Annotated in this window: 19 protein-coding genes; 15 read left to right on the top strand and 4 right to left on the bottom strand. The window is 44.9% G+C overall.

The window, feature by feature from the left end; all coding sequences use genetic code 11:
* The first annotated feature begins 11 nt into the window (after positions 1 to 11).
* Positions 12 to 242: a stationary-phase-induced ribosome-associated protein gene (sra, locus tag BM100_RS08845; protein ID WP_092510032.1), complete on the top strand. Its 231-nt coding sequence runs from the start codon at positions 12 to 14 to the stop codon at positions 240 to 242.
* 143 nt (positions 243 to 385) lie between these two features.
* Here sra and cysS read toward each other — a convergent pair whose 3' ends face one another.
* The gene (gene cysS, locus BM100_RS08850) at positions 386 to 1,774 is read right to left on the bottom strand and encodes a cysteine--tRNA ligase (RefSeq protein ID WP_092510034.1); all 1,389 of its coding nucleotides are present in this window, start codon (positions 1,772 to 1,774) and stop codon (positions 386 to 388) included.
* Positions 1,775 to 2,046: 272 nt separating this feature from the next.
* On the opposite strand from cysS, the gene ppiB reads away from it, so the two are divergent.
* The 8 genes from ppiB to BM100_RS08890 all read left to right on the top strand — a co-directional run bounded on the left by ppiB (position 2,047) and on the right by BM100_RS08890 (position 9,542).
* A complete protein-coding gene (gene ppiB / locus BM100_RS08855; RefSeq protein ID WP_092510036.1) occupies positions 2,047 to 2,541 on the top strand; it encodes a peptidylprolyl isomerase B in 495 nt (164 codons plus the stop codon).
* Between the two features lie 29 nt (positions 2,542 to 2,570).
* Entirely contained in the window at positions 2,571 to 3,293 is a 723-nt protein-coding gene (gene lpxH / locus BM100_RS08860) for a UDP-2,3-diacylglucosamine diphosphatase (protein WP_092510038.1), read from the top strand.
* Between the two features lie 188 nt (positions 3,294 to 3,481).
* Positions 3,482 to 4,006 carry a 5-(carboxyamino)imidazole ribonucleotide mutase gene (purE, locus tag BM100_RS08865; RefSeq protein ID WP_175494933.1) on the top strand — a complete coding sequence of 175 codons (525 nt, stop codon included), beginning with the start codon at positions 3,482 to 3,484 and terminating at the stop codon, positions 4,004 to 4,006.
* Positions 4,003 to 5,070: a 5-(carboxyamino)imidazole ribonucleotide synthase gene (gene purK / locus BM100_RS08870; RefSeq protein ID WP_092510042.1), complete on the top strand. Its 1,068-nt coding sequence runs from the start codon at positions 4,003 to 4,005 to the stop codon at positions 5,068 to 5,070. Before purE ends, purK begins: the two co-directional genes overlap by 4 nt.
* A gap of 617 nt (positions 5,071 to 5,687) precedes the next feature.
* The gene (locus BM100_RS08875; RefSeq protein WP_139216944.1) at positions 5,688 to 6,017 is read left to right on the top strand and encodes a hypothetical protein; all 330 of its coding nucleotides are present in this window, start codon (positions 5,688 to 5,690) and stop codon (positions 6,015 to 6,017) included.
* Positions 6,018 to 6,293: 276 nt separating this feature from the next.
* Complete coding sequence (locus BM100_RS08880) at positions 6,294 to 7,106, top strand: outer membrane protein OmpK (RefSeq protein WP_244590623.1); 813 nt, start codon at positions 6,294 to 6,296, stop codon at positions 7,104 to 7,106.
* 46 nt (positions 7,107 to 7,152) lie between these two features.
* The gene (locus BM100_RS08885) at positions 7,153 to 8,406 is read left to right on the top strand and encodes an MFS transporter (RefSeq protein ID WP_092510046.1); all 1,254 of its coding nucleotides are present in this window, start codon (positions 7,153 to 7,155) and stop codon (positions 8,404 to 8,406) included.
* Positions 8,407 to 8,474: 68 nt separating this feature from the next.
* Entirely contained in the window at positions 8,475 to 9,542 is a 1,068-nt protein-coding gene (locus BM100_RS08890) for an LLM class flavin-dependent oxidoreductase (protein ID WP_092510048.1), read from the top strand.
* 53 nt (positions 9,543 to 9,595) lie between these two features.
* Here the strand turns inward: BM100_RS08890 and ybbP are convergent, their stop codons facing one another.
* Positions 9,596 to 12,028, bottom strand: a complete 2,433-nt coding sequence (ybbP, locus tag BM100_RS08895; protein ID WP_092510050.1) for a putative ABC transporter permease subunit YbbP — start codon at positions 12,026 to 12,028, stop codon at positions 9,596 to 9,598.
* Complete coding sequence (gene ybbA, locus BM100_RS08900) at positions 12,025 to 12,711, bottom strand: putative ABC transporter ATP-binding protein YbbA (protein ID WP_092510052.1); 687 nt, start codon at positions 12,709 to 12,711, stop codon at positions 12,025 to 12,027. The genes ybbP and ybbA overlap by 4 nt, the downstream gene beginning before the upstream one ends.
* Between ybbA and tesA the strand changes: the two genes are divergently transcribed.
* The 5 genes from tesA (at position 12,682) to BM100_RS08925 (ending at position 16,553) form a co-directional block, all read left to right on the top strand.
* Entirely contained in the window at positions 12,682 to 13,314 is a 633-nt protein-coding gene (gene tesA / locus BM100_RS08905; protein ID WP_175494934.1) for a multifunctional acyl-CoA thioesterase I/protease I/lysophospholipase L1, read from the top strand. The two genes, ybbA and tesA, sit on opposite strands and share 30 nt — an antisense overlap.
* A gap of 63 nt (positions 13,315 to 13,377) precedes the next feature.
* Positions 13,378 to 14,154, top strand: a complete 777-nt coding sequence (locus tag BM100_RS08910; protein ID WP_092510381.1) for an SDR family oxidoreductase — start codon at positions 13,378 to 13,380, stop codon at positions 14,152 to 14,154.
* Positions 14,155 to 14,239: 85 nt separating this feature from the next.
* Positions 14,240 to 15,118, top strand: coding sequence for a co-chaperone YbbN (locus tag BM100_RS08915; protein ID WP_092510056.1), 879 nt, complete (start codon positions 14,240 to 14,242; stop codon positions 15,116 to 15,118).
* A gap of 47 nt (positions 15,119 to 15,165) precedes the next feature.
* Positions 15,166 to 16,095: an SPFH domain-containing protein gene (locus BM100_RS08920; RefSeq protein ID WP_092510058.1), complete on the top strand. Its 930-nt coding sequence runs from the start codon at positions 15,166 to 15,168 to the stop codon at positions 16,093 to 16,095.
* 2 nt (positions 16,096 to 16,097) lie between these two features.
* Positions 16,098 to 16,553, top strand: coding sequence for an NfeD family protein (locus BM100_RS08925; RefSeq protein WP_092510060.1), 456 nt, complete (start codon positions 16,098 to 16,100; stop codon positions 16,551 to 16,553).
* Here BM100_RS08925 and cueR read toward each other — a convergent pair.
* On the bottom strand, positions 16,550 to 16,954 hold the full coding sequence (cueR, locus tag BM100_RS08930) for a Cu(I)-responsive transcriptional regulator (protein WP_092510062.1): 405 nt from the start codon (positions 16,952 to 16,954) through the stop codon (positions 16,550 to 16,552). The genes BM100_RS08925 and cueR overlap by 4 nt on opposite strands.
* A gap of 79 nt (positions 16,955 to 17,033) precedes the next feature.
* On the opposite strand from cueR, the gene copA reads away from it, so the two are divergent.
* The gene (gene copA / locus BM100_RS08935) at positions 17,034 to 19,805 is read left to right on the top strand and encodes a copper-exporting P-type ATPase CopA (protein ID WP_092510064.1); all 2,772 of its coding nucleotides are present in this window, start codon (positions 17,034 to 17,036) and stop codon (positions 19,803 to 19,805) included.
* Positions 19,806 to 19,853: the final 48 nt, after the last annotated feature.

Genomic DNA, 19,853 nt, shown 5'->3' on the forward strand with positions numbered 1-19,853 from the left:
AGGAGTTGATTATGTTAAGTAATAGAGCTGCAAGAAGGTTGTTGGGTATGTCTTATAAGGTAAGTAATTCTAAACGTAGAGTGACTGTTTCTCTTCTCAAGTCTGGTGATAATACACATCAACTACCAGAACATCTGAGTAATTCTTCTTTTGTTGTTATGAAACGAAACGCAGTTTCAGGAAAAACCACGTATCATTCCGGAAACATTTTCTATCCTGCATATATGAGTGTTCGTCAATAAATCGGTCTGTTATTTCGCTTATATGCGATTGCTAGACAGCGAAAAGATACCGCTGTGAAAGCGTTGATACGATAAAAGACTGAACCGCCCTTATGCGGGCGGTTCTATGAGATGTTGACAATACACAGTCAATCAAGAATTGATTATTTACGACGCCACGTTGTCCCCTGTGGACCATCTTCCAGCTCAATTCCCAATTCATTTAGCTGATTACGTGCTGCATCAGCCAGCGCCCACTCTTTGTTTTTACGAGCATCGTTACGTTGCTTAATCAGTGCTTCAATTTGAGCCACATCATCGTCAGTGTCAGACTGAGCTCCACTTTGTAAGAAATGTTCTGGATCTTGTTCCAAAAGGCCGAGAATGCCCGCCAGTTTACGAAGTTCAGCCGCCAGACCATTCGCCGCCGCCATGTCTTCGGCTTTCAGTCGGTTGATCTCACGCACCATATCAAACAGCACAGAATAGGCTTCCGGTGTATTGAAATCATCGTTCATGGCTTCAATGAAACGCGCTTCAAATGCTTCTCCGCCAACAGGTTGAGCCGATTTGTCAGTACCGCGTAAACAAGTGTACAAACGCTCAAGAGCAGTACGTGCCTGTTTGAGGTTCTCCTCTGTATAGTTCAACTGGCTGCGATAATGGCCGGACAACAAGAAATAGCGCACAGTTTCAGCATCATAATATTTCAGTACATCACGGATAGTAAAAAAGTTGCCCAATGATTTGGACATTTTTTCTTTATCCACCATGACCATACCCGAGTGGATCCAGTAGTTAACATATGGGCCGTCATGGGCGCAAGTAGACTGTGCAATTTCATTTTCATGATGCGGGAACATCAAATCAGAGCCACCACCATGGATGTCAAAATGATGCCCCAATGCCTTGCCGTTCATCGCTGAACATTCAATGTGCCAGCCCGGACGCCCCGCTCCCCAAGGAGATTCCCAGCTAGGTTCACCCGGCTTGGACATTTTCCACAGGACAAAATCCATTGGATTGCGTTTTACATCAGCAACTTCAACACGCGCCCCCGCTTGTAATTGATCTAAATCTTGACGGGAAAGGAGGCCATAATTCGGATTGGTATCAATGGAGAACATAACATCGCCGTTAGCGGCGACATAAGCGTGACCACGTTTGATTAGCGCTTCTGTTATTTCAATAATTTCAGGGATATGTTGGGTTGCCCGTGGTTCTAAATCTGGGCGTAGAATATTTAATGCATCAAAGTCTTTATGCATTTCTGCCAACATGCGAGTGGTCAGATCGTCACAACTTTCACTGTTTTCAATGGCACGTTTGATTATTTTATCATCCACATCCGTCACATTACGCACATACGTGAGATCATATCCCTGGTAGCGCAAGTAACGGGCAATAGCATCAAATGCAACAAATGTTCTGCCGTGACCAATGTGACACAAATCATAAATGGTAATACCACACACGTACATGCCCACTTTCTTTTCATGAATCGGCTTAAATTCTTCTTTTTGGCGGCTGAGAGTATTGAAAATTTTTAGCATCAGTGGGTTTTCCGTAAAAATTGATGTACGTGTAATAAAATCAAATAAATTTATTGGGTATAGGCTTCTTCATTAAGAAGATAAATAGACTAACATGCAGAGAAGCCAAGTGAGATATTTCACCTTGATATGCCATGTATTGCAAGTACTGCAAATCAGCCTTCTTTTGATGCAGCTTCAGAATACTGACTCAAAATCACAGATATGGTATAACAGCGTTCTCCGATACCCTGAAAACAGGGTCAATCAAAACTATTATTAGGATTTCTATTATGGTGACTTTCCACACCAATTTTGGCGATATCGTAATTAATACATTTGCAGATAAAGCGCCTGTAACTGTAGAAAACTTCTTAAGTTACTGTTCTGAAGGCTTTTATGATAACACAATCTTTCACCGTGTTATCAATGGATTCATGATTCAGGGCGGTGGCTTTGAACCAGGCATGAATCAAAAAGTCACTAAGGCTCCAGTCAAGAATGAAGCCAACAATGGCCTGAAAAATAACCGTGGCACTCTCGCGATGGCACGTACAAATGATCCACATTCAGCAACGGCCCAGTTCTTCATCAACGTTGTTGACAACGATTTCCTGAACTTCCGCTCAGAGCGTCCTGATGGATGGGGTTACTGCGTATTCGCTGAAGTCGTTGAAGGCATGGACGTGGTTGATAAAATCAAAGGTGTTTCCACTGGCCGCAGCGGTATGCACCAAGATGTGCCACGTGAAGATGTGATCATCGAACGCGTTACTATCAGCGAATAATCATTCTGAAATGAATAGTTAATCGTTATATGAGTACGCTGTTTATTGCAGATTTGCATCTCAGCCAGCAAGAACCGGCAATTACTGCCGGTTTTCTGCGTTTTTTACGTGAAGATGCGATCCACGCTGAAAGTCTTTATATTCTCGGTGATTTTTTTGATTACTGGATTGGTGATGATGATCCCAACCCGCTTCACGCTCAAATAGCCCAAGCACTCTATAAATTGAAGCAGAAAGGGGTTTCTTGTTATTTCATTCATGGTAACCGTGATTTCTTGCTGGGTTCGCGTTTTGCCAAAAACAGCGGCCTAATTTTGCTGCCACAGGAAAAAGTTTTGCAACTGTATGGCAAGCGTATTCTGATCCTGCATGGCGATACGCTTTGCACTGATGACATCAGTTATCAACAGTACCGCAAGAAAGTCCATACTCCGTGGATACAGCGGCTCTTTTTGTTGTTCCCTCTATTTATCCGTTTGAAAATCGCAGCCAAAATGCGCGCGAATAGCCAATACGCTAATCGTCAAAAATCCGAATCAATTATGGATGTCAACCAACAAACGGTTATTGAAAATTTTGCGCGTCATCGGGTCGATTGGATAATCCACGGGCATACCCATCGCCCGGCAATACATGATATTCAATTGGGAGACAAAACCGTGCATCGTGGCGTGTTGGGAGCTTGGCATGATAAGGGATCTATGTTCAAGGTGACAGAAAACGCTATTGAACTGATATCTTTTCCTTTTTGAATCTGACTTAATTTTTTTAGAAAAATAGCAAAATCAAAATACGCAAACGTTTTCCTAACGGAATCTGCGTGATATGATCGGCCAACTTAAACACCATCTTTGTTCTGGTAGACAGCCAATACAGGAGCATCTGATTTATGACGGCCAGCTCAGATCCCACAAACGCTATTTCCACAGCCGCTATATCAATGAAAGCAAAACAACACGATGCCAAGCAATATCACGCCAAAATTGCCATTGTCATGGGTTCAAAAAGTGATTGGGCAACCATGCAACATGCCGCGGATATTCTGACCGACCTTGCCATCCCCTTTCATGTTGAAATTGTTTCGGCGCACCGAACACCAGATAAACTTTTCCAGTTTGCTGAGCAAGCAAAAGAAAGTGGTTTTGATGTCATTATCGCAGGAGCAGGCGGGGCAGCTCATTTGCCGGGAATGTTGGCAGCCAAGACACTGGTTCCTGTATTCGGGGTTCCTGTTCAAAGCGCCGCGCTAAGTGGTGTTGATAGCCTGTATTCTATTGTCCAAATGCCAAAGGGTATTCCTGTAGGTACATTGGCAATAGGCAAAGCAGGTGCAGCAAATGCTGCATTGTTGGCAGCCCAGATATTGGCTTTGCATGATGACACCGTGTTTCAACGTTTGTCAGCGTGGCGCCAGACACAAACGCAGGATGTTTTGGATAATCCTGACCCACGGGAGGATGCATGAAACCCGTTTGTGTATTAGGAAATGGCCAATTAGGCCGAATGTTGCGTCAGGCAGGCGAACCGTTGGGGATTGCCGTTTACCCCGTTGGATTGGATGCAGAGCCGGAAGCGGTGCCCTATCAAAGCAGTGTCATTACCGCAGAAATTGAACGCTGGCCAGAAACGGCGTTAACGCGTGAATTAGCGCACCATAACGCTTTTATCAATCGTGATATTTTTCCACAATTAGCCGATCGCTTACCGCAAAAGCAACTTATGGACACTTTAGGTCTGGCAACGGCGCCGTGGAAACTGCTTTCCGATCCCAGCCAATGGCCGCAGCTGTTCGCTGAATTGGGGGATTTTATCATTGTTAAACGCCGAACAGGCGGCTACGATGGCCGTGGTCAATGGCGTATTCGACCCGGTGATGAAACTGAATTGCCCCCTGAAATTTACGGAGAATGCATTGTAGAGCAAGGCATTCCATTTTCAGGAGAAGTCTCTTTGGTTGGCGCCCGTAATGCCAAAGGTGAATCAGTATTCTATACATTGACCCACAATTTGCATCAGGACGGTATTTTACGCACCAGCGTTGCGTTGCCTGATACAAATAAAAAATTACAGCAACAAGCAGAAAAAATGCTGTCTGCCATCATGGATCACCTGAACTATGTGGGTGTTATGGCGATGGAGTGCTTTATTGTCGATGATAATTTGTTGATCAATGAATTGGCTCCACGGGTTCATAATAGCGGCCACTGGACGCAAAATGGCGCGTCTATCAGCCAGTTTGAACTTCACCTGAGAGCAATTCTAAATCTCCCTATGCCGCAACCAGAAATATTTGCGCCATCAGTCATGATTAATTTAATAGGCACCGGAATAAACCCCGCATGGCTAAGTTTGCCTTTGGTTCATTTACATTGGTATGAAAAAGAAGTTCGCCCTGCTCGTAAAGTAGGCCATCTGAATATGGCTCATTCTGACTGCAATATATTAAAAACAACCTTACAAAAATTAATCCCGTTATTGCCTGAAGAATATCAAAGCGGGCTGGAATGGGCACAAGATAAACTAAATTAAATAACATTTCAGAAAAAGCGGTAATGCATCAAAATAGCTTACCGCTTATTATTAAGTAATAAAAAGACTATAGCCACATTATAAAACCCATATATATAGTACTCTTTTAAATTTTAACCCATCAGATTTATTTTTCGAAAGCAATAACTTCAGCTTATCACCTGATAACTTTTTTTCATTATAAGCCAATTTCCATTTCAGATATGGTTCTCCGTATATTATAAAAAACAATCCTTTATTTATAATAATTAAATTAAACCCAACAAAGAATATAAAATCAATAAAAAACCATAGAATAAAAGAATCAAAAAAGGATATAAATAATGAAACTTAAATTTAAAAAAATTTAGCTGCATTCATTCTATTTATACCGCCAATTTTTTTTGCTTATAAAGAACCTAAGAATGGAAAAATTATAGCTAAAAGGCTTAATAAGCGATTTAAAACTTTTGTTGATGAATGAAAAACACAAAGTGGGCAAAGCAGCCGAGTTTATCCTCCTTTAAGAGGTAACATCATACCTTCATTGTATTTTTTCAAGATGCTTTAATTAGATTAAAAAAAACAATCGTACATGACTCATAATAGCCATACTAAAAACAAGAGAGATAATAATCATGAAATATAGATGCCTTCTCAGTTACGTTATGCTGTTAACCACTTTTTCTTTCTCTGTTGGTTCCGCTCATGCTCATACTTGCTCTAAAGAAAATAAAGGACATATCGGTTCTATTCAATATTATAACGCATCTTATAGTCCAACTTTTACATTATCAGGAGATCCGGAAAACTGGATGCAATTATCACCAAATTACGGAATAAACACCGATTATGGCAGAGCATTGTTCACTCTGTTGCTTACTGCAAAGTCTTCTGGAATACAAGTTGAGATAGAGTGCAGTAATGGTATTGTGAATAAATTGATTTTATCCGATGTTGATAGTTAGCCATTAATATACAATTTAAAATAAAGGAAAACATACCATTTCACGCGGTCAAAACCACGTTTATTTTTAATAAGGTGCTGATTTTAATTTCAGCACTTTATTATATTTCCTTTAAATTTAGAGAGCGTTATTGCATAAAATCGTTGAATGAAATGGCTGCATCCCCCTCAACCAAATTACTAATTTTTAATACTGGTACTTCGCTGAGTATAACGTTAATTTATAGGGCACAAAGGAAGTAACCTCATTGTCCATAAAATAACGAGGAGCAACTCAGTGCCATTTCTAACCAAGCAAGAAAAAAACAAAACATTCAGAGCAAGGGTAACGACAAACTCAGCGCTGTCTGCGATGGCATCATGTTTTCTTTTTTCTTCACCTGCGCAATCTAATGATTTTGTTAATTTTCAATCAATTGATACCAGCCTTTACGTTCAATTTGACAACAGAATCGATCCTCAAAAGACCATATCCCCCATTGTAGAGGCCTTTGGCGATTATAAAATCGGTGATATGTATGTTTACAGCATTTGGCAAAATTCTTTGCAGCATGACTATAACGGCGATAAAAGCACCTATTACTATAAATTTGTGCCAAGGCTCAGTGCCAGCAAAATTACAGGGCATGATTTTTCCTATGGCCCATTGAAAGATATCTTATTCACTCAATGGATTGCCAAGACCAAGAACATGAAATATGACTATTTTCCGGGTATCAGCCTTGATTGGCAGGTAGGCGGGTTTAGTTGGCTGCGTACGATCTTTTATGTTGAAAACAATGCCAAAGGCAGTTGGAACGATCAGCGTATCCATATTGATTATGGTTTACCTTTCGAGAATCGATTGGGGGATTTCCGCATTGTCGGAACGTTCGATTACACTCTGGGGCGACGGGACAATCCTGAGATGCTCGAATTCAAACCTGAATTGCATTATGACTTAGGAAAACAATTGGGCTATCAATCAGGTCATCTATGGACAGGCGTTGTCGTAAACCTCAGCAAAAATAAGTACAAAATTAAAGATACGCCTTACTTTCGCACCAATCAATTTAGCTATGGGGTATTTATTAGGTACAGCTTTTTCTAATAAACACTTAATATAGTGTCGTTTTTAATTCCTTGATGGGGTCATAATGTCCACTCAACACGAGCAATTCGGGCGCATTTATCAGTGGGTTGTGCTGATACTTTTAGGCATGGTCTATTTTTTATCCACCGCAACAACGTTTACCTCATTGGGTGTTGTTCTTCCCAGCATGATTAATGAGTTGGACTGGAGTTGGACTAATGCCGGTTTAGGTTTCACACTACTTGGCTTGACTTGTGGGCTATCTAGTTTTCTGCCAACGATATTTATCCGTAAGGTTGGTGTTCGTTTCACTTTGGCGATTGGTCTGCTGGTTTTTTTGGCGGGTTTCTACAGTCTTTATAATACACACGCAATTTTATCGTACTTTATCGGTACGGCTCTGATTGGTGTTGGCTTTACTTTTTTGGCTACCGTTCCGGGCACTTATGTCATCTCACGTCTATATGAAAAACAATCCCTTGCCTTCGGCTTCTACTTTACGATTGGAGGATTGGGCGGCGTGATTGGCCCGTGGATCTATTTTCTGGCAACCCGTGTCTGGGGTACGTGGCGGATGCACTGGATGATCTCCGCAATCGTCCTGACCATTTTCGTGCTCCTGACAATTATTATTCTTCAGGAAGGAAAGCGGGAAGTCGCTCATGCCAAGGCCGTAAACCAAAAACATTATAATCAAGACACGCCCAGTATTTATCGCACTCAACAACACTGGACTGTGCATCACGCATTGCGGACATGGCAATTTTATGTGATTGCCGCAAGTTATACGGCATTTTTATGGTGTGGGATTACCGTTAATAGTTTCGCCGTTGCCCATATCATCGAAAATGGTTTCAGTGAAGCGATCGCCGCAGGCTTATTAAGCTCGATGGCCTTTATCAATGCTTTTTCCCGATTAGCTGGCGGTGCTGTCGGCGAATGGATAGACCCTAAAAAATTACTGATTGGCAGCCTGACGATTATCATTCTTGGTTTGATTGCACTCAGTATTGCGTCTTCCTGGCCGTTTTTAATTGCATTCGCAGTGTGTGTCGGCATGGGATATGGCGTGACGTTTCTTGCATCCAGTGTGTTGCTGGCTAACTATTTTGGCCGAAAACCTTATCTGGAACTCTTTTCCATCATGAACCTGATTTCCACTCTGGCTTGTCTGGCGCCTTTCTTTACTGGGGCCATTAAAGACTATTCAGGCAGTTTTACTTTAGCATTTTTAATCATCATTATTCCTGTATTTGTTGTTATTGTCGTCACGTTGATGATGAAACCTCCCGTTCAAAAGCTGACAAAACAGCCATAAAAAGAAGCTCAATTTATTGAACAGGGGGAATAAATGAACTGAACCAACTCAAAAACAAGGAAATAATAATGTCGAAGAAAGAGTTCGGTGTATTTCTGCCCATCGCCAATGGTGGGTGGATAGTTTCCAAAAACACGCCCCCATTGGATGCGTCTTATAAACAAAACCGTGAGGCTGCTATTCTCGCCGACCAAATCGGCCTCGATTACATTATGGCTATAGGCAAGTGGAAAGGTTTTGGCGGTGAGACTGATCACTGGGGCACTTCACTGGAAGCGGTTACGATGCTGTCCGGCATTGCTGAGGTCACACACCGCGCAAAATTGATAGCTACAGTCCATGCTGGCCTGCATAACCCGGCAGTGACAGCTAAAATGATCACCACGTTGGATCATATCAGCCAAGGGCGGGCAGGCCTGAATATTGTTTCTGGCTCATTCCGGGATGAGTTTGAACAAATGGGGGCATGGGATAACAGCTTGGATCATGCCCAACGCTACGCCATGACAGCAGAGTGGACACAGCTTATCAAGCGGCTTTGGCGTGAAAAACGGGTGGATCATGAAGGAGCGTATTTTCACCTTAAACAGTGTGTTTCTGAACCCAAGCCCCTTTCCAATCCTCGCCCTTATCTGTTTTGTGCAGGTCAATCTGAACGGGGGCTTCGCTTCAGTGTACAGAATGCTGATGTTTGTTTTATCAGTGGCAGAGATGAAGCAGACACCCGGAAAATCAGTTTAACGGCCAAGCGTATCGCTGCTGAATATAACAAACCAACCAAAACTTTCAGCTTGTGCACCATTATTTTCGCCGAAACAGATGCCCATGCGGAAACCCTTGCCCAATTTTACCGCCAAGGCGTGGATGCAGAAGGTGTCCAAAATATGATGAACAGTTATGGCATTGATACGAGCGGAAAAAATATTGCGATGGTTGAGCGTTCCAAGCATGCCTTTATGACTCAAACGATTATCGGAACGCCAGAAAATTGCTACAAGCAGCTGTCAAATTTAATGCGTAATTGTGAGCTGGATGGTGTTATGTTGATTTTCACTGATTACATCAAGGGACTGAAAATGTTTGGTGATCATATACTCCCTAGATTCAGAGAAGAATATTCGGAGAATATCCGGTAATAACTTCCGGCAATGGGGAAGACATCCATTTAATGCCTTCCCCATCTCAAACATTACTCCGGCAAACGTCGGTACTGGCTTTGCCTCCGCAATAACCGAATTCCTAACCAACTACCACAAAGTGAAAGCAGCAAGCTGCTCATGACGGGAAGCAAAATCCACATTTGCCATTGCGGTTGCCAAGGAAAATCAAAGACCTGAGTCTGCAATAACCAAAGTGCAACTTCAGCGCCAAATGCCGCCGCTAAACCTGCCATAAAGCCAAGCAGTGCAAACTCACTCCACAATGTGCGACGCAATAATTTTTTGCTCGCCCCCAACGTGCGGTACACCACCAATTCAAGCTGGCGCTGACTCATGCCTACCTGAATTTGTGCCAGCAAAAGCAATGTGCCGCAGATCATGACCAAGACAACCATAATCTCCAGCGCCTTGCTGACTTGCTGCAAAATGCCTTGTGCCTGTTTAACTATCGAACCGATATCCAACATACTGATGGTTGGAAAATGGCGATTGACCTCCGTCAACAGCTTTCCATTGCCTTCATAATGGAAGCTGGTCAGCCACATGCCAGGCTGGTTTTCCAACGTCTCTTTGGCGAAGATAAAAATGAAATTCGGGTTCACACTTTCCCAATCGACTTTGCGGATACTGCTCACTGTGGCATGAAATGTTCGGGTATCCCCCGTAAAGGTCAGTTGATCTCCCACATCAATTTGCAACCGTTCAGCAACCCCTTGTTCCATAGAGACTTCATTCGGTTTCGGTGGCCATGTTCCCTTAATAACGGTATTAAAAGGCGGCAGATCTGATTTCCAGGTTAAGTTCAGTTCGCGGCGCACCGTTGTACTATTGGGGTGCTTTTTATCGGCCCATTCAATGGCAGATTGCCCATTTATTTCAGTTAAACGTGCAAGGATCACTGGATAAAACTCGGTGGGTTGCACTTGGTATCTAGCCAGCAACTCATTAACCGGAGTAATTTGTGACTGAGTAATGTTAAGCAGGAAATAATTCGGGCTGTCCGGCGGTAATTGCTGTTGCCAACGATTCAATAAATCGCCCCTTGCCATGACAAGCAAGGCCAATAACATGAATGACAGAGAAAATGCCGCCAACTGAGTCATGGTTTGAAATGGGCGACATATCAAACGGTTGACTGCCAAACGCAAACTTAACTGACGGAATGTCACTCGTCTCAGCAACCATAACCCGCCCCACCCCAATATCGCCAATAATAGCGCGATAATCAGAATCCCTGCCAACAATGCCCATAACATGGGCTTGGTGCCCGCCAGCAGGATCAATCCGCCAGTCAAAATTATTGCCACAACCGGCAGGTAATAACGCAATGGCCAAATCGCGGCAGTGATATCGCTCCTCAATACCCGAGAAGGCTGAGTTGCCATTAATTGATGATAAGGGCGAATGCCCACCAGCAAGGTGATCCCCAGTAATGCTCCGATCGCCCATACCCAAGGCCACATGCCCGCCGCTGGTAACATCTTGGGCAGCATTCCTGCCAGAATACGAATCAGTGCCGATTCAAACATCAGGCCTAAAATGGAGCCCAGCACTATGGCAGCAATCAATATGACTAACCATTGCCCAATAATCCACTGTCGCAAAGCCCAGCGACCTGCCCCCAGCGTTTTCAGAATGGCAACCAAATTATGTCGGCTGCGGCAATAGTGACTCATTGAAACCGCCATCGCGGCGACAGCAAGCAACAGGGTCAACAACGCCGACAACAATAAAAATTGCTGGGCGCGCTCAATGGATTGTCCCAAGACACTATTGTCTTGTTCTAGCGTCAGCCAACGTTGATCGGCTTTTAATTGTGGATCAACAAATTGCCGGAATGATTCAACAGCATCCGGAGAACCAGAGAACATATAGCGATAGGTCAAACGACTGCCCGGCTGGATTGCTCCCGTTGCTTCAGCATCAGCAATGTTAATTAAAATTCGGGGCGATATCTGGAATGGGCTGAAACCACTATCCGGCTCTTGCAATAACTCTCCGCTGATCTTCAATGTGGTATCCCCCACATCAAGATTATCGCCAACCTCAACGCCCAACAATCTCAGGAGACGGGGTGCAACCAGCACCGTACCTTGTTCGGGCCTTAATTTTGGGGGATTGGTTTCCAGCTCACCGTACAGCGGATAGCGGTTATCTGCCGCTTTCACCTGAGCCAACTGCGGAATATCCCCTGCATACGTCATAGTCGAAAATGAAATTTGACGGCTCAAGGTCAGCCCTTGTTCCTGCGCCCTTTTAAGCCAAGTTTCATCAACGGGGTACGACGCCCTTAAAACCAAATCTCCCGCCAAAAAATCCCGGCTTTGATAATGCACGCTCTGATCAATGCGATCACTAATCCGGCCTAAAGAGAGTACGCAAGCAACCGCCAGCGTCAGGGATAACCAAACAATCAGGAGAGAAGGCGTGCGCCATTCACGCCAAAACCAGCGCCAAATCATGCTTCTTCCCTCAATTTTCCATCCACCAAACGCAAACGACGCTGGCAGCGGGCAGCAAGTTGGCTGTCATGGGTGACTAAAATCAATGTCGTGGAATAATCATGATTGAGGGAAAACAGCAAATCAGCGATGCGATCCCCGGTCTGCCGATCAAGATTTCCTGTTGGTTCATCAGCAAACAGAATCTTGGGACGGGTACAAAATGCCCGAGCTAAAGCCACCCGTTGTTGCTCTCCGCCCGAAAGTTGGGCCGGCATGTGTTTCAGGCGTTTTCCCAAGCCCAGTTGTTCGAGTAATTCAATCGCCTGCTGTCGGCTTTTACTTTCAGCCTCTCCCCGCAACAGTGCCGGAAGCTGAACATTTTCTAACGCGTTTAAAGTTGGGATCAACATAAATGATTGAAATACAAAACCGACGTTTTCTGCCCGCAACTGCGCCCGCTGCTCTTCGTTCATCCGGCTGATATTCTGTCCCAATAAATGAACATCACCTGCATTGCCATCATCCAACCCCGCTATTATCCCTAAGAGGGTTGATTTACCTGATCCAGATTCGCCAATTAATGCAATTGTCTGTGCTGGCTCGACAATCAGCTCAACACCTTGCAATATATTAATTACCTGTTCCCCTTGACCAACGTGTTTAGTGAGATGATGAACTTCAAGAATATTTTCTACAGCCATGTATTTTTCCTTTTATTGTTGATGCTATGCAGCGCCAGAGCAGCAGCGGCTGATACTTTGCTTATATTGGGCGATAGTCTCAGTGCCGGATACCGCTTGCCTGTTGAGCAATCTTGGCCTTCTCTGATGGCAAAACAGTGGCAACAAGCCGGTAAAAAAACAGTCATTGTCAATGGCAGTATCAGTGGCAATACCGCTTCTCAGGGGCTTAAGCGCCTACCTGAATTATTGAAACAGCACAATCCCAAGTGGGTTCTGCTAGAGCTTGGCGGCAATGACGGCCTGCGTGGTTTTCCTATTCAAAACATAGAACAAGATTTGCAACAGGGCATCACTTTGATTAAGCAAGCTGGAGTACAACCTTTGTTAATGCAAATCAGAATTTCACCTAATTATGGGAAACGCTATACCGAATCCTTTGCAAAAATTTATCCAGCCCTTGCTGAGCGCAACCAAATCCCCCTACTGCCATTTTTCATGGAGCAGGTTGCAGACAAACCGGAATGGATGCAGGATGATGGGCTGCACCCAAATAAAAATGCTCAGCCCTTCATTGCAAACTGGATGTCCCATAACCTATCAAAATACATCAATCATCCTTAAGTAAAGGTATTTCTCAATAGTAATCATTTATTTCCATAATTGATGCAAAAAACAGGTAAAGTTATGCAAAAAGCAATTCTCATTACTGGATGTTCTAGTGGAATTGGCTTGTCTGCTGCCAAGACACTGCACCAACGTGGTTATCGTGTACTCGCAGCCTGCCGTCAGGCCGCCGATTTGGCACACATGCGTGAATTGGGGTTTGAGCCGGTTGAATTAGATTTAGATGACAAAGAAAGTGTGGAGCTTGCAGCCAAAAAAGTCATCGAATTAACCGATGGCCGCTTGTTTGGGCTTTTCAATAACGGCGGATTCGGTGTTTATGGGCCATTGGAAAGTGTTTCCCGCGAGCAAATGGAAAAGCAGTTTTCCACTAACTTTTTCGGCACTCACCAGCTAACTTGTCTGTTATTGCCAGCCATACGGGCTTATGGCGCAGGCAGAATTGTCCAGACCAGTTCAGTGATGGGGCTCATTTCTACACCTCGCCGTGGTGCCTATGCCGCCAGTAAATATGCGCTTGAAGCATGGTCTGATGCTTTGCGGGGAGAGTTGGCGAACACGAATATCAAAGTCTCCCTGCTGGAGCCAGGCCCAATCCATACGCGTTTTACCGATAATGTAAATCAAACACAGCAGAATAATCCTGTTGAAAACCCGGGACTTGCCAGCCGCTTTACCCTAAAACCTGAAGATGTTGTCTCTAAACTCATTCACGCACTGGAAAGTCCCAATCCAAAATTACGTTATCCTGTTACATTATTGACTCACGCAGTAAAAGTTATGCGTCGTATACTCCCTGATAAATGGCTGGATAAAATTATTCGTTGGCAAAGCTAATAAACAGCCAATAAACATTGAAAAACGAATAAATGAGTCTTATTTATTGGTATAAACCTTGCAACGAACCAGAGAGGAATGCCCAATGGAAGCTACATTGAATACAAACAGTAACGCAGGTTATATTGTTAACATTGATGAATCTAATATTGCTGAGATAGTTCAACAATCACTTAATCAACTCGTCGTATTCTATTTCTGGTCTCCGCAAGACCTTCATTGTCATGAATTGGAAGCCACTCTTGATAAGATAGCGCACGCATATGCCGGGCAATTTATTTTAGCGAAAGTTAACAGCCTCCAGCTTCCCCATATCACGGCACAATTCGGTATACGTGGTTTACCTACCACCATGTTTGTGCAAGAAGCCCGCCCTGTGCACGCCTTTGAAGGTATCCAGACCGATGAGTCAATCCGGGACATGTTCGCCAAGCTCCTCGGCCAGGAAGAAAAATCACCATTGGAACAAGTCAATGACCTGCTTGTCGCTGGAAACAATCAGGAAGCCTTAGTTTTATTGAAAACGATCCATCAGGAAAATCCCCAAGATACAAATGTCACTTTGCTGCTGGCTCAAGTAAACCTGACGTTAAATCACCTTGATGACGCCCAAAATCTGTTGGATACCGTGCCATTGGAAGAGCAGGATGAGCATTATCATGAGTTGCTGGCAGGTATTAAGGCCCAAAGAGAAGCGGCTGATTCACCCGAGATCCAACAACTTCAGCAAGAGTTGGCAACCCAACCAGAAAATGCTGAATTGGCGATTAAACTGGCAGCCAAATTACACGAAGTCGGCCGTAATGAAGAGGCGCTTGAATTACTGTTCGGTTTCCTGAAAAAAGATCTTGCGGCTGCGGATGGCGCAGTGAAAAAAATGTTGATGGATATCATTTCTACTTTGGGCGCTGGAGATTCGCTGGCATCTAAATACCGTCGTCATGTATACTCTTTGCTCTATTAAGTAAGAAACGTTTATATATTCCATAGTTAGCTAATAAGGGAATTATTATGGATTTACTGTCTTTTGGTGCTGTACCGATCTTAATCATTATTGCTGTCGTTATCGTTTTTACTTGTGTGAAGACGGTTCCGCAAGGCTATCAATGGACTGTTGAACGCTTTGGCCGCTATACCCGCACACTGACACCCGGCTTGCATATCATTATGCCATTCGTCGATCGCATCGGCCGCAGAATCAATATGATGGAACAGGTATTGGATATCCCATCGCAAGAAGTCATTTCTCGCGATAACGCCAATGTCACGATTGATGCTGTCTGCTTTATTCAGGTGGTCGATCCTGTACGTGCAGCCTATGAGGTCAGTAATCTGGAATTGTCCATCATTAACCTGACTATGACCAACTTCCGTACTGTGCTGGGTTCAATGGAGCTGGACGAAATGTTATCCCAGCGCGATTCCATTAACAGCCGCCTGCTGACCATCGTCGATGAAGCCACTAACCCTTGGGGTGTGAAAATCACGCGTATTGAAATCCGCGATGTTCGACCACCTAAAGAGTTAATCTCTGCGATGAATGCCCAGATGAAAGCAGAGCGTACCAAACGTGCAGATATTCTTGAGGCTGAAGGTATTCGCCAGGCAGCCATTCTGAGAGCGGAAGGGGAAAAACAGTCACAAATCCTGAAAGCAGAAGGTGAACGTCAATCCGCTTTCCTTCAGGCAGAAGCCCGTGAACGTGCGGCGGAAGCAGAAGCCCGTGCAACCAAAATGGTTTCTGATGCGATTGCGAGTGGTGATATGCAGGCAATTAACTACTTTGTTGCCCAAAAATATACAGATGCCCTGACTAACATTGGTGCCTCAAATAACAGCAAAGTCATTATGATGCCGCTGGAAGCCAGCAATTTAATGGGTGCCATTGGAGGCATTGCTGAGTTAATTAACGAAAGCAAGAAAGGCAAACAGGATAAATAACCATGATTGAACAGATCGCCGCTCAACCTGTCTGGTTCTGGCTCTGTTTTGGTGGCTTGCTTCTGATTGCAGAATTACTGGGAACAGGTGGATATCTTTTGTGGACAGGGACAGCGGCGGTTGTTGTTGCCCTGCTCACATGGATTTTCCCCAATATGGCTTGGGAACTGCAAGGTGTTCTATTTGCTGTCCTGACCTTAGTTTCTGTTATTGCATGGCGCAGCTGGTTGCGCCGTCGCCCACAGAAAGCAAGCGATAAGACCCTCAATCAGAAAGATCATCAGTTAATCGGTATCCGCACTCACTTAATTACAGATACCGAAAATGGCTATGGACGAGTCAAATTGGCCGATGGCAGCTGGCGTGTTCACTGTAACCAAGAACTCCCAGCTAATACCGAAGTAGAAATCATCGCTGTCGACGGAATTACATTACAAGTCAGGCCTGTTCGTCATTAAGCGTGATGCATGCAACAGCCTGATAAATGCTCAATGATGGGGCAATCCGCCCCATCATCTCCCGGGCACTCAGCCGCCAGTACCAACAATTTTTCCTTTATTTTTTGTAATTCAGCGATAGTCTTTTCGATTTCGGCCACTTTTTGCAGCGTCGCTGTTTTTACATCTGCACTGTGACGACTGGGATTGCGGAATAATCGCAATAATTCCCGGCATTCTTCCAGCGTAAACCCAACCTCTTTCGCCTGACGAAGAAGCATCAGCTCCTCAATATGCTTTTGCTGGTAATAACGATAGCCGTTATCTCCCCGCACTGGCGCAGTGATAAGATCTTTTTCTTCATAAAACCGGATAGCCTTGCTGGTTAAACCCGTTTTTTGGGCAATTTCACTAATGTTCATCATTCCCCCTTGACCTTCCCCTTGCAGGAAGGTTTAGCCTTAATGATAAGTATACTACTTTGTATCAGGAGATATCATTATGTCCACAACCACCATTCTTGCACTGCAAGGCTTAACTTGTATGCATTGTGTCGGCAGTGTCAAGAAAGCACTGGAAAAGATACCCGGTGTTGAGCAGACAACTGTCAGTCTGAATTATGCCAAAGTGATCAGTGATGTTTCACCCGATGTGTTAATTGCAGCCATTGTTGAAGCCGGTTATCAAGCCACTGTTACTACGAATCCCGATACAGAATTACAACTGTCAGGTTTAAGCTGTATGGGATGTGCAAATAAGACCAGAAAAGCACTGGAAGCGGTTGAAGGCGTCATCGTGGCAGAAGTGGATACCCAAACAGCAAAAATTTACGGCCATGCAGAAAGCGCTGCGTTAATTAATGCCGTAGAACAAGTGGGTTATCACGCTGAATTTGCCACCGGAGCCGATTTCCCAAAAACTGAGCCGCTGGCAATACCTGCCTCACAAATACCGGAGCCTTTGGCAGCGGCAAACGCATCAGCAATGAAAATGCCTCCGGTAAAAACGCCCAGTGAGCACAATCAAAATGTAATTTCTGATGATAATTTAATTTCTGATGATAATAGTGTTCAACTTTTATTGGATGGCATGACGTGCGCCAGTTGTGTCAGTAAAGTGCAAAAAGCGCTGCTGTCTGTTGATGGCGTTGAGCATGCCAGAGTCAATCTCGCCGAAAGAAGCGCCTTGGTAACTGGCAGCCCGTCACCAAATGCCCTGATTGAAGCGGTGAGCAAGGCAGGCTATGGTGCGGAAATCATCCAAGATGAAACGGAGCGACGTGAGCGCCAGCAGCAGGTTGCACAAACCAATATGCGCCGTTTCCGTTGGCAATCCGCATTGGCTTTGGCGGTTGGTGTACCTGTCATGATTTGGGGCATGATAGGCGACAACATGATGCTTTCTCCTTCAAACCATGCTATTTGGCTCACGATTGGCCTGATTACACTGGCTGTCATGATATTTGCAGGCGGGCATTTTTATCGCAGTGCGTGGCAAAGCCTGAAAAATGGCAGCGCCACAATGGATACACTGGTTGCACTGGGTACTGGTGTAGCATGGCTGTATTCCATGAGTGTCAACTTATGGCCAGATTTGTTCCCTCCCCAGTCTCGCCATCTCTATTATGAAGCCAGTGCCATGATCATTGGGTTAATCAACCTCGGGCATGCCTTAGAGCAGCGTGCTCGCCAGCGCTCGTCTAAAGCACTTGAACGATTATTGGATTTAACTCCCCCCACTGCCCGAGTGATTACCGTTGAAGGTGAAAAAACACTGCCATTGTCCGATGTGCTTCCCGGCATGACACTGCGCCTGACAACGGGGGATCGTGTTCCCGTCGATGGTGAAATTATTCAGGGCACAGTCTGGCTGGATGAAGCCATGCTGACCGGTGAACCAGTCCCCCAGCAAAAATCAGCAGGTGATACTGTTCATGCAGGTACTGTGGTTCAAGATGGCAGCGTATCGTTTAACGCGAATGCAGTTGGCAGCCAAACAACGCTGGCTCGCATCATCAAGCTAGTTCGTCAGGCTCAAAGCAGTAAGCCGGAAATCGGCCAATTGGTTGATAAAATTTCCTCCATCTTTGTGCCGGTTGTCGTTGCCATTGCCTTAATCTCAGGTGCCATCTGGTATTTTGTCGGCCCCGCGCCACAAATCATGTATGCGCTGGTTATCATCACCACGGTATTAATTATCGCCTGTCCTTGCGCACTCGGACTGGCAACCCCCATGTCCATCATCTCTGGCGTTGGGCGGGCAGCCGAATTAGGTGTTTTGGTTCGTGATGCCGATGCCCTGCAGCAAGCCAGCCAACTGGATACGATAGTCTTCGATAAAACAGGCACACTGACAGAAGGCATGCCACAGGTAACGGAAATCCACACCTTCAACGGCCTTACGGATAAACAGGTCTTGATGTGGGCTGGCGCATTGGAAAATGGCTCAAGCCATCCTCTGGCAAAAGCTATTTTGCTGAAAGTTGAAGGGCAAACATTACCGGAGGTTCAGGAATTTCGGACATTAGCAGGGCTGGGAATACAGGGAAAAGTTGAAAACGCTTCTCTGCTGTTGGGCAATCAAAACTTGCTTGAGCAAAATCAGGTTGATACCACGGAGTTAAAACCATTAATTGCAGCCCAGGCAGAAAAAGGCATCACGCCCGTTATCCTAGCGGCTAATGGGAAAGTCGCGGCTCTGTTTTCTATCCGCGATCCTCTGCGCCAAGATACGGTTTCAGCCCTGCAACGCTTGCACCATCAAGGTTATCGTTTAATCATGTTAACCGGGGATAACCCTGTAACAGCGAATGCCATTGCTAAAGAAGCCGGTATCGACCACATTATTGCCGGAGTCTTGCCTGACGGCAAAGCAGCAGCCATCCAGTCACTTCAGGCGGAAGGGCGAAAAGTGGCGATGATAGGCGACGGTATTAATGATGCTCCCGCACTGGCACAAGCCGATGTCGGGATCGCAATGGGAGGGGGAAGTGATATTGCCATTGAAACGGCGTCAGTTACGCTCATGCGTCATAGCCTGCATGGGGTGGCGGATGCGGTTGAATTATCCAGAGGCACATTGCGCAATATGAAACAGAACCTGTTTGGCGCATTTATCTATAATACGCTGGGCATCCCGATTGCGGCAGGCATCTTATATCCTTTCACGGGGACATTATTGAATCCGGTGATTGCAGGTGCGGCAATGGCGTTATCTTCCATTACCGTCGTTAGCAACGCCAATCGGCTCTTGCGCTTCAAGCCTAAATCCTGAAGTGAGATTTTCACAGATCGATTATGCTAACCTACTGACTTACTGCCA

It is taken from the genome of Xenorhabdus mauleonii, from assembly GCF_900113945.1.
Lineage (GTDB): Bacteria > Pseudomonadota > Gammaproteobacteria > Enterobacterales > Enterobacteriaceae > Xenorhabdus > Xenorhabdus mauleonii.

What these genes read in the sequence shown, in the direction of transcription:
- BM100_RS08885 (WP_092510046.1), top strand. Translation starts at nt 7,153, where the DNA reads ATGTCCACTCAACACGAGCAATTCGGGCGCATTTATCAGTGGGTTGTG.
- lpxH (WP_092510038.1), top strand. Translation starts at nt 2,571, where the DNA reads ATGAGTACGCTGTTTATTGCAGATTTGCATCTCAGCCAGCAAGAACCG.
- ybbP (WP_092510050.1), bottom strand. Translation starts at nt 12,028, where the DNA reads ATGATTTGGCGCTGGTTTTGGCGTGAATGGCGCACGCCTTCTCTCCTG.
- copA (WP_092510064.1), top strand. Translation starts at nt 17,034, where the DNA reads ATGTCCACAACCACCATTCTTGCACTGCAAGGCTTAACTTGTATGCAT.
- BM100_RS08925 (WP_092510060.1), top strand. Translation starts at nt 16,098, where the DNA reads ATGATTGAACAGATCGCCGCTCAACCTGTCTGGTTCTGGCTCTGTTTT.
- sra (WP_092510032.1), top strand. Translation starts at nt 12, where the DNA reads ATGTTAAGTAATAGAGCTGCAAGAAGGTTGTTGGGTATGTCTTATAAG.
- BM100_RS08915 (WP_092510056.1), top strand. Translation starts at nt 14,240, where the DNA reads ATGGAAGCTACATTGAATACAAACAGTAACGCAGGTTATATTGTTAAC.
- purK (WP_092510042.1), top strand. Translation starts at nt 4,003, where the DNA reads ATGAAACCCGTTTGTGTATTAGGAAATGGCCAATTAGGCCGAATGTTG.
- cueR (WP_092510062.1), bottom strand. Translation starts at nt 16,954, where the DNA reads ATGAACATTAGTGAAATTGCCCAAAAAACGGGTTTAACCAGCAAGGCT.
- ybbA (WP_092510052.1), bottom strand. Translation starts at nt 12,711, where the DNA reads ATGGCTGTAGAAAATATTCTTGAAGTTCATCATCTCACTAAACACGTT.
- cysS (WP_092510034.1), bottom strand. Translation starts at nt 1,774, where the DNA reads ATGCTAAAAATTTTCAATACTCTCAGCCGCCAAAAAGAAGAATTTAAG.
- tesA (WP_175494934.1), top strand. Translation starts at nt 12,682, where the DNA reads ATGAACTTCAAGAATATTTTCTACAGCCATGTATTTTTCCTTTTATTG.
- BM100_RS08875 (WP_139216944.1), top strand. Translation starts at nt 5,688, where the DNA reads ATGAAATATAGATGCCTTCTCAGTTACGTTATGCTGTTAACCACTTTT.
- BM100_RS08890 (WP_092510048.1), top strand. Translation starts at nt 8,475, where the DNA reads ATGTCGAAGAAAGAGTTCGGTGTATTTCTGCCCATCGCCAATGGTGGG.
- ppiB (WP_092510036.1), top strand. Translation starts at nt 2,047, where the DNA reads ATGGTGACTTTCCACACCAATTTTGGCGATATCGTAATTAATACATTT.
- BM100_RS08920 (WP_092510058.1), top strand. Translation starts at nt 15,166, where the DNA reads ATGGATTTACTGTCTTTTGGTGCTGTACCGATCTTAATCATTATTGCT.
- purE (WP_175494933.1), top strand. Translation starts at nt 3,482, where the DNA reads ATGAAAGCAAAACAACACGATGCCAAGCAATATCACGCCAAAATTGCC.
- BM100_RS08910 (WP_092510381.1), top strand. Translation starts at nt 13,378, where the DNA reads ATGCAAAAAGCAATTCTCATTACTGGATGTTCTAGTGGAATTGGCTTG.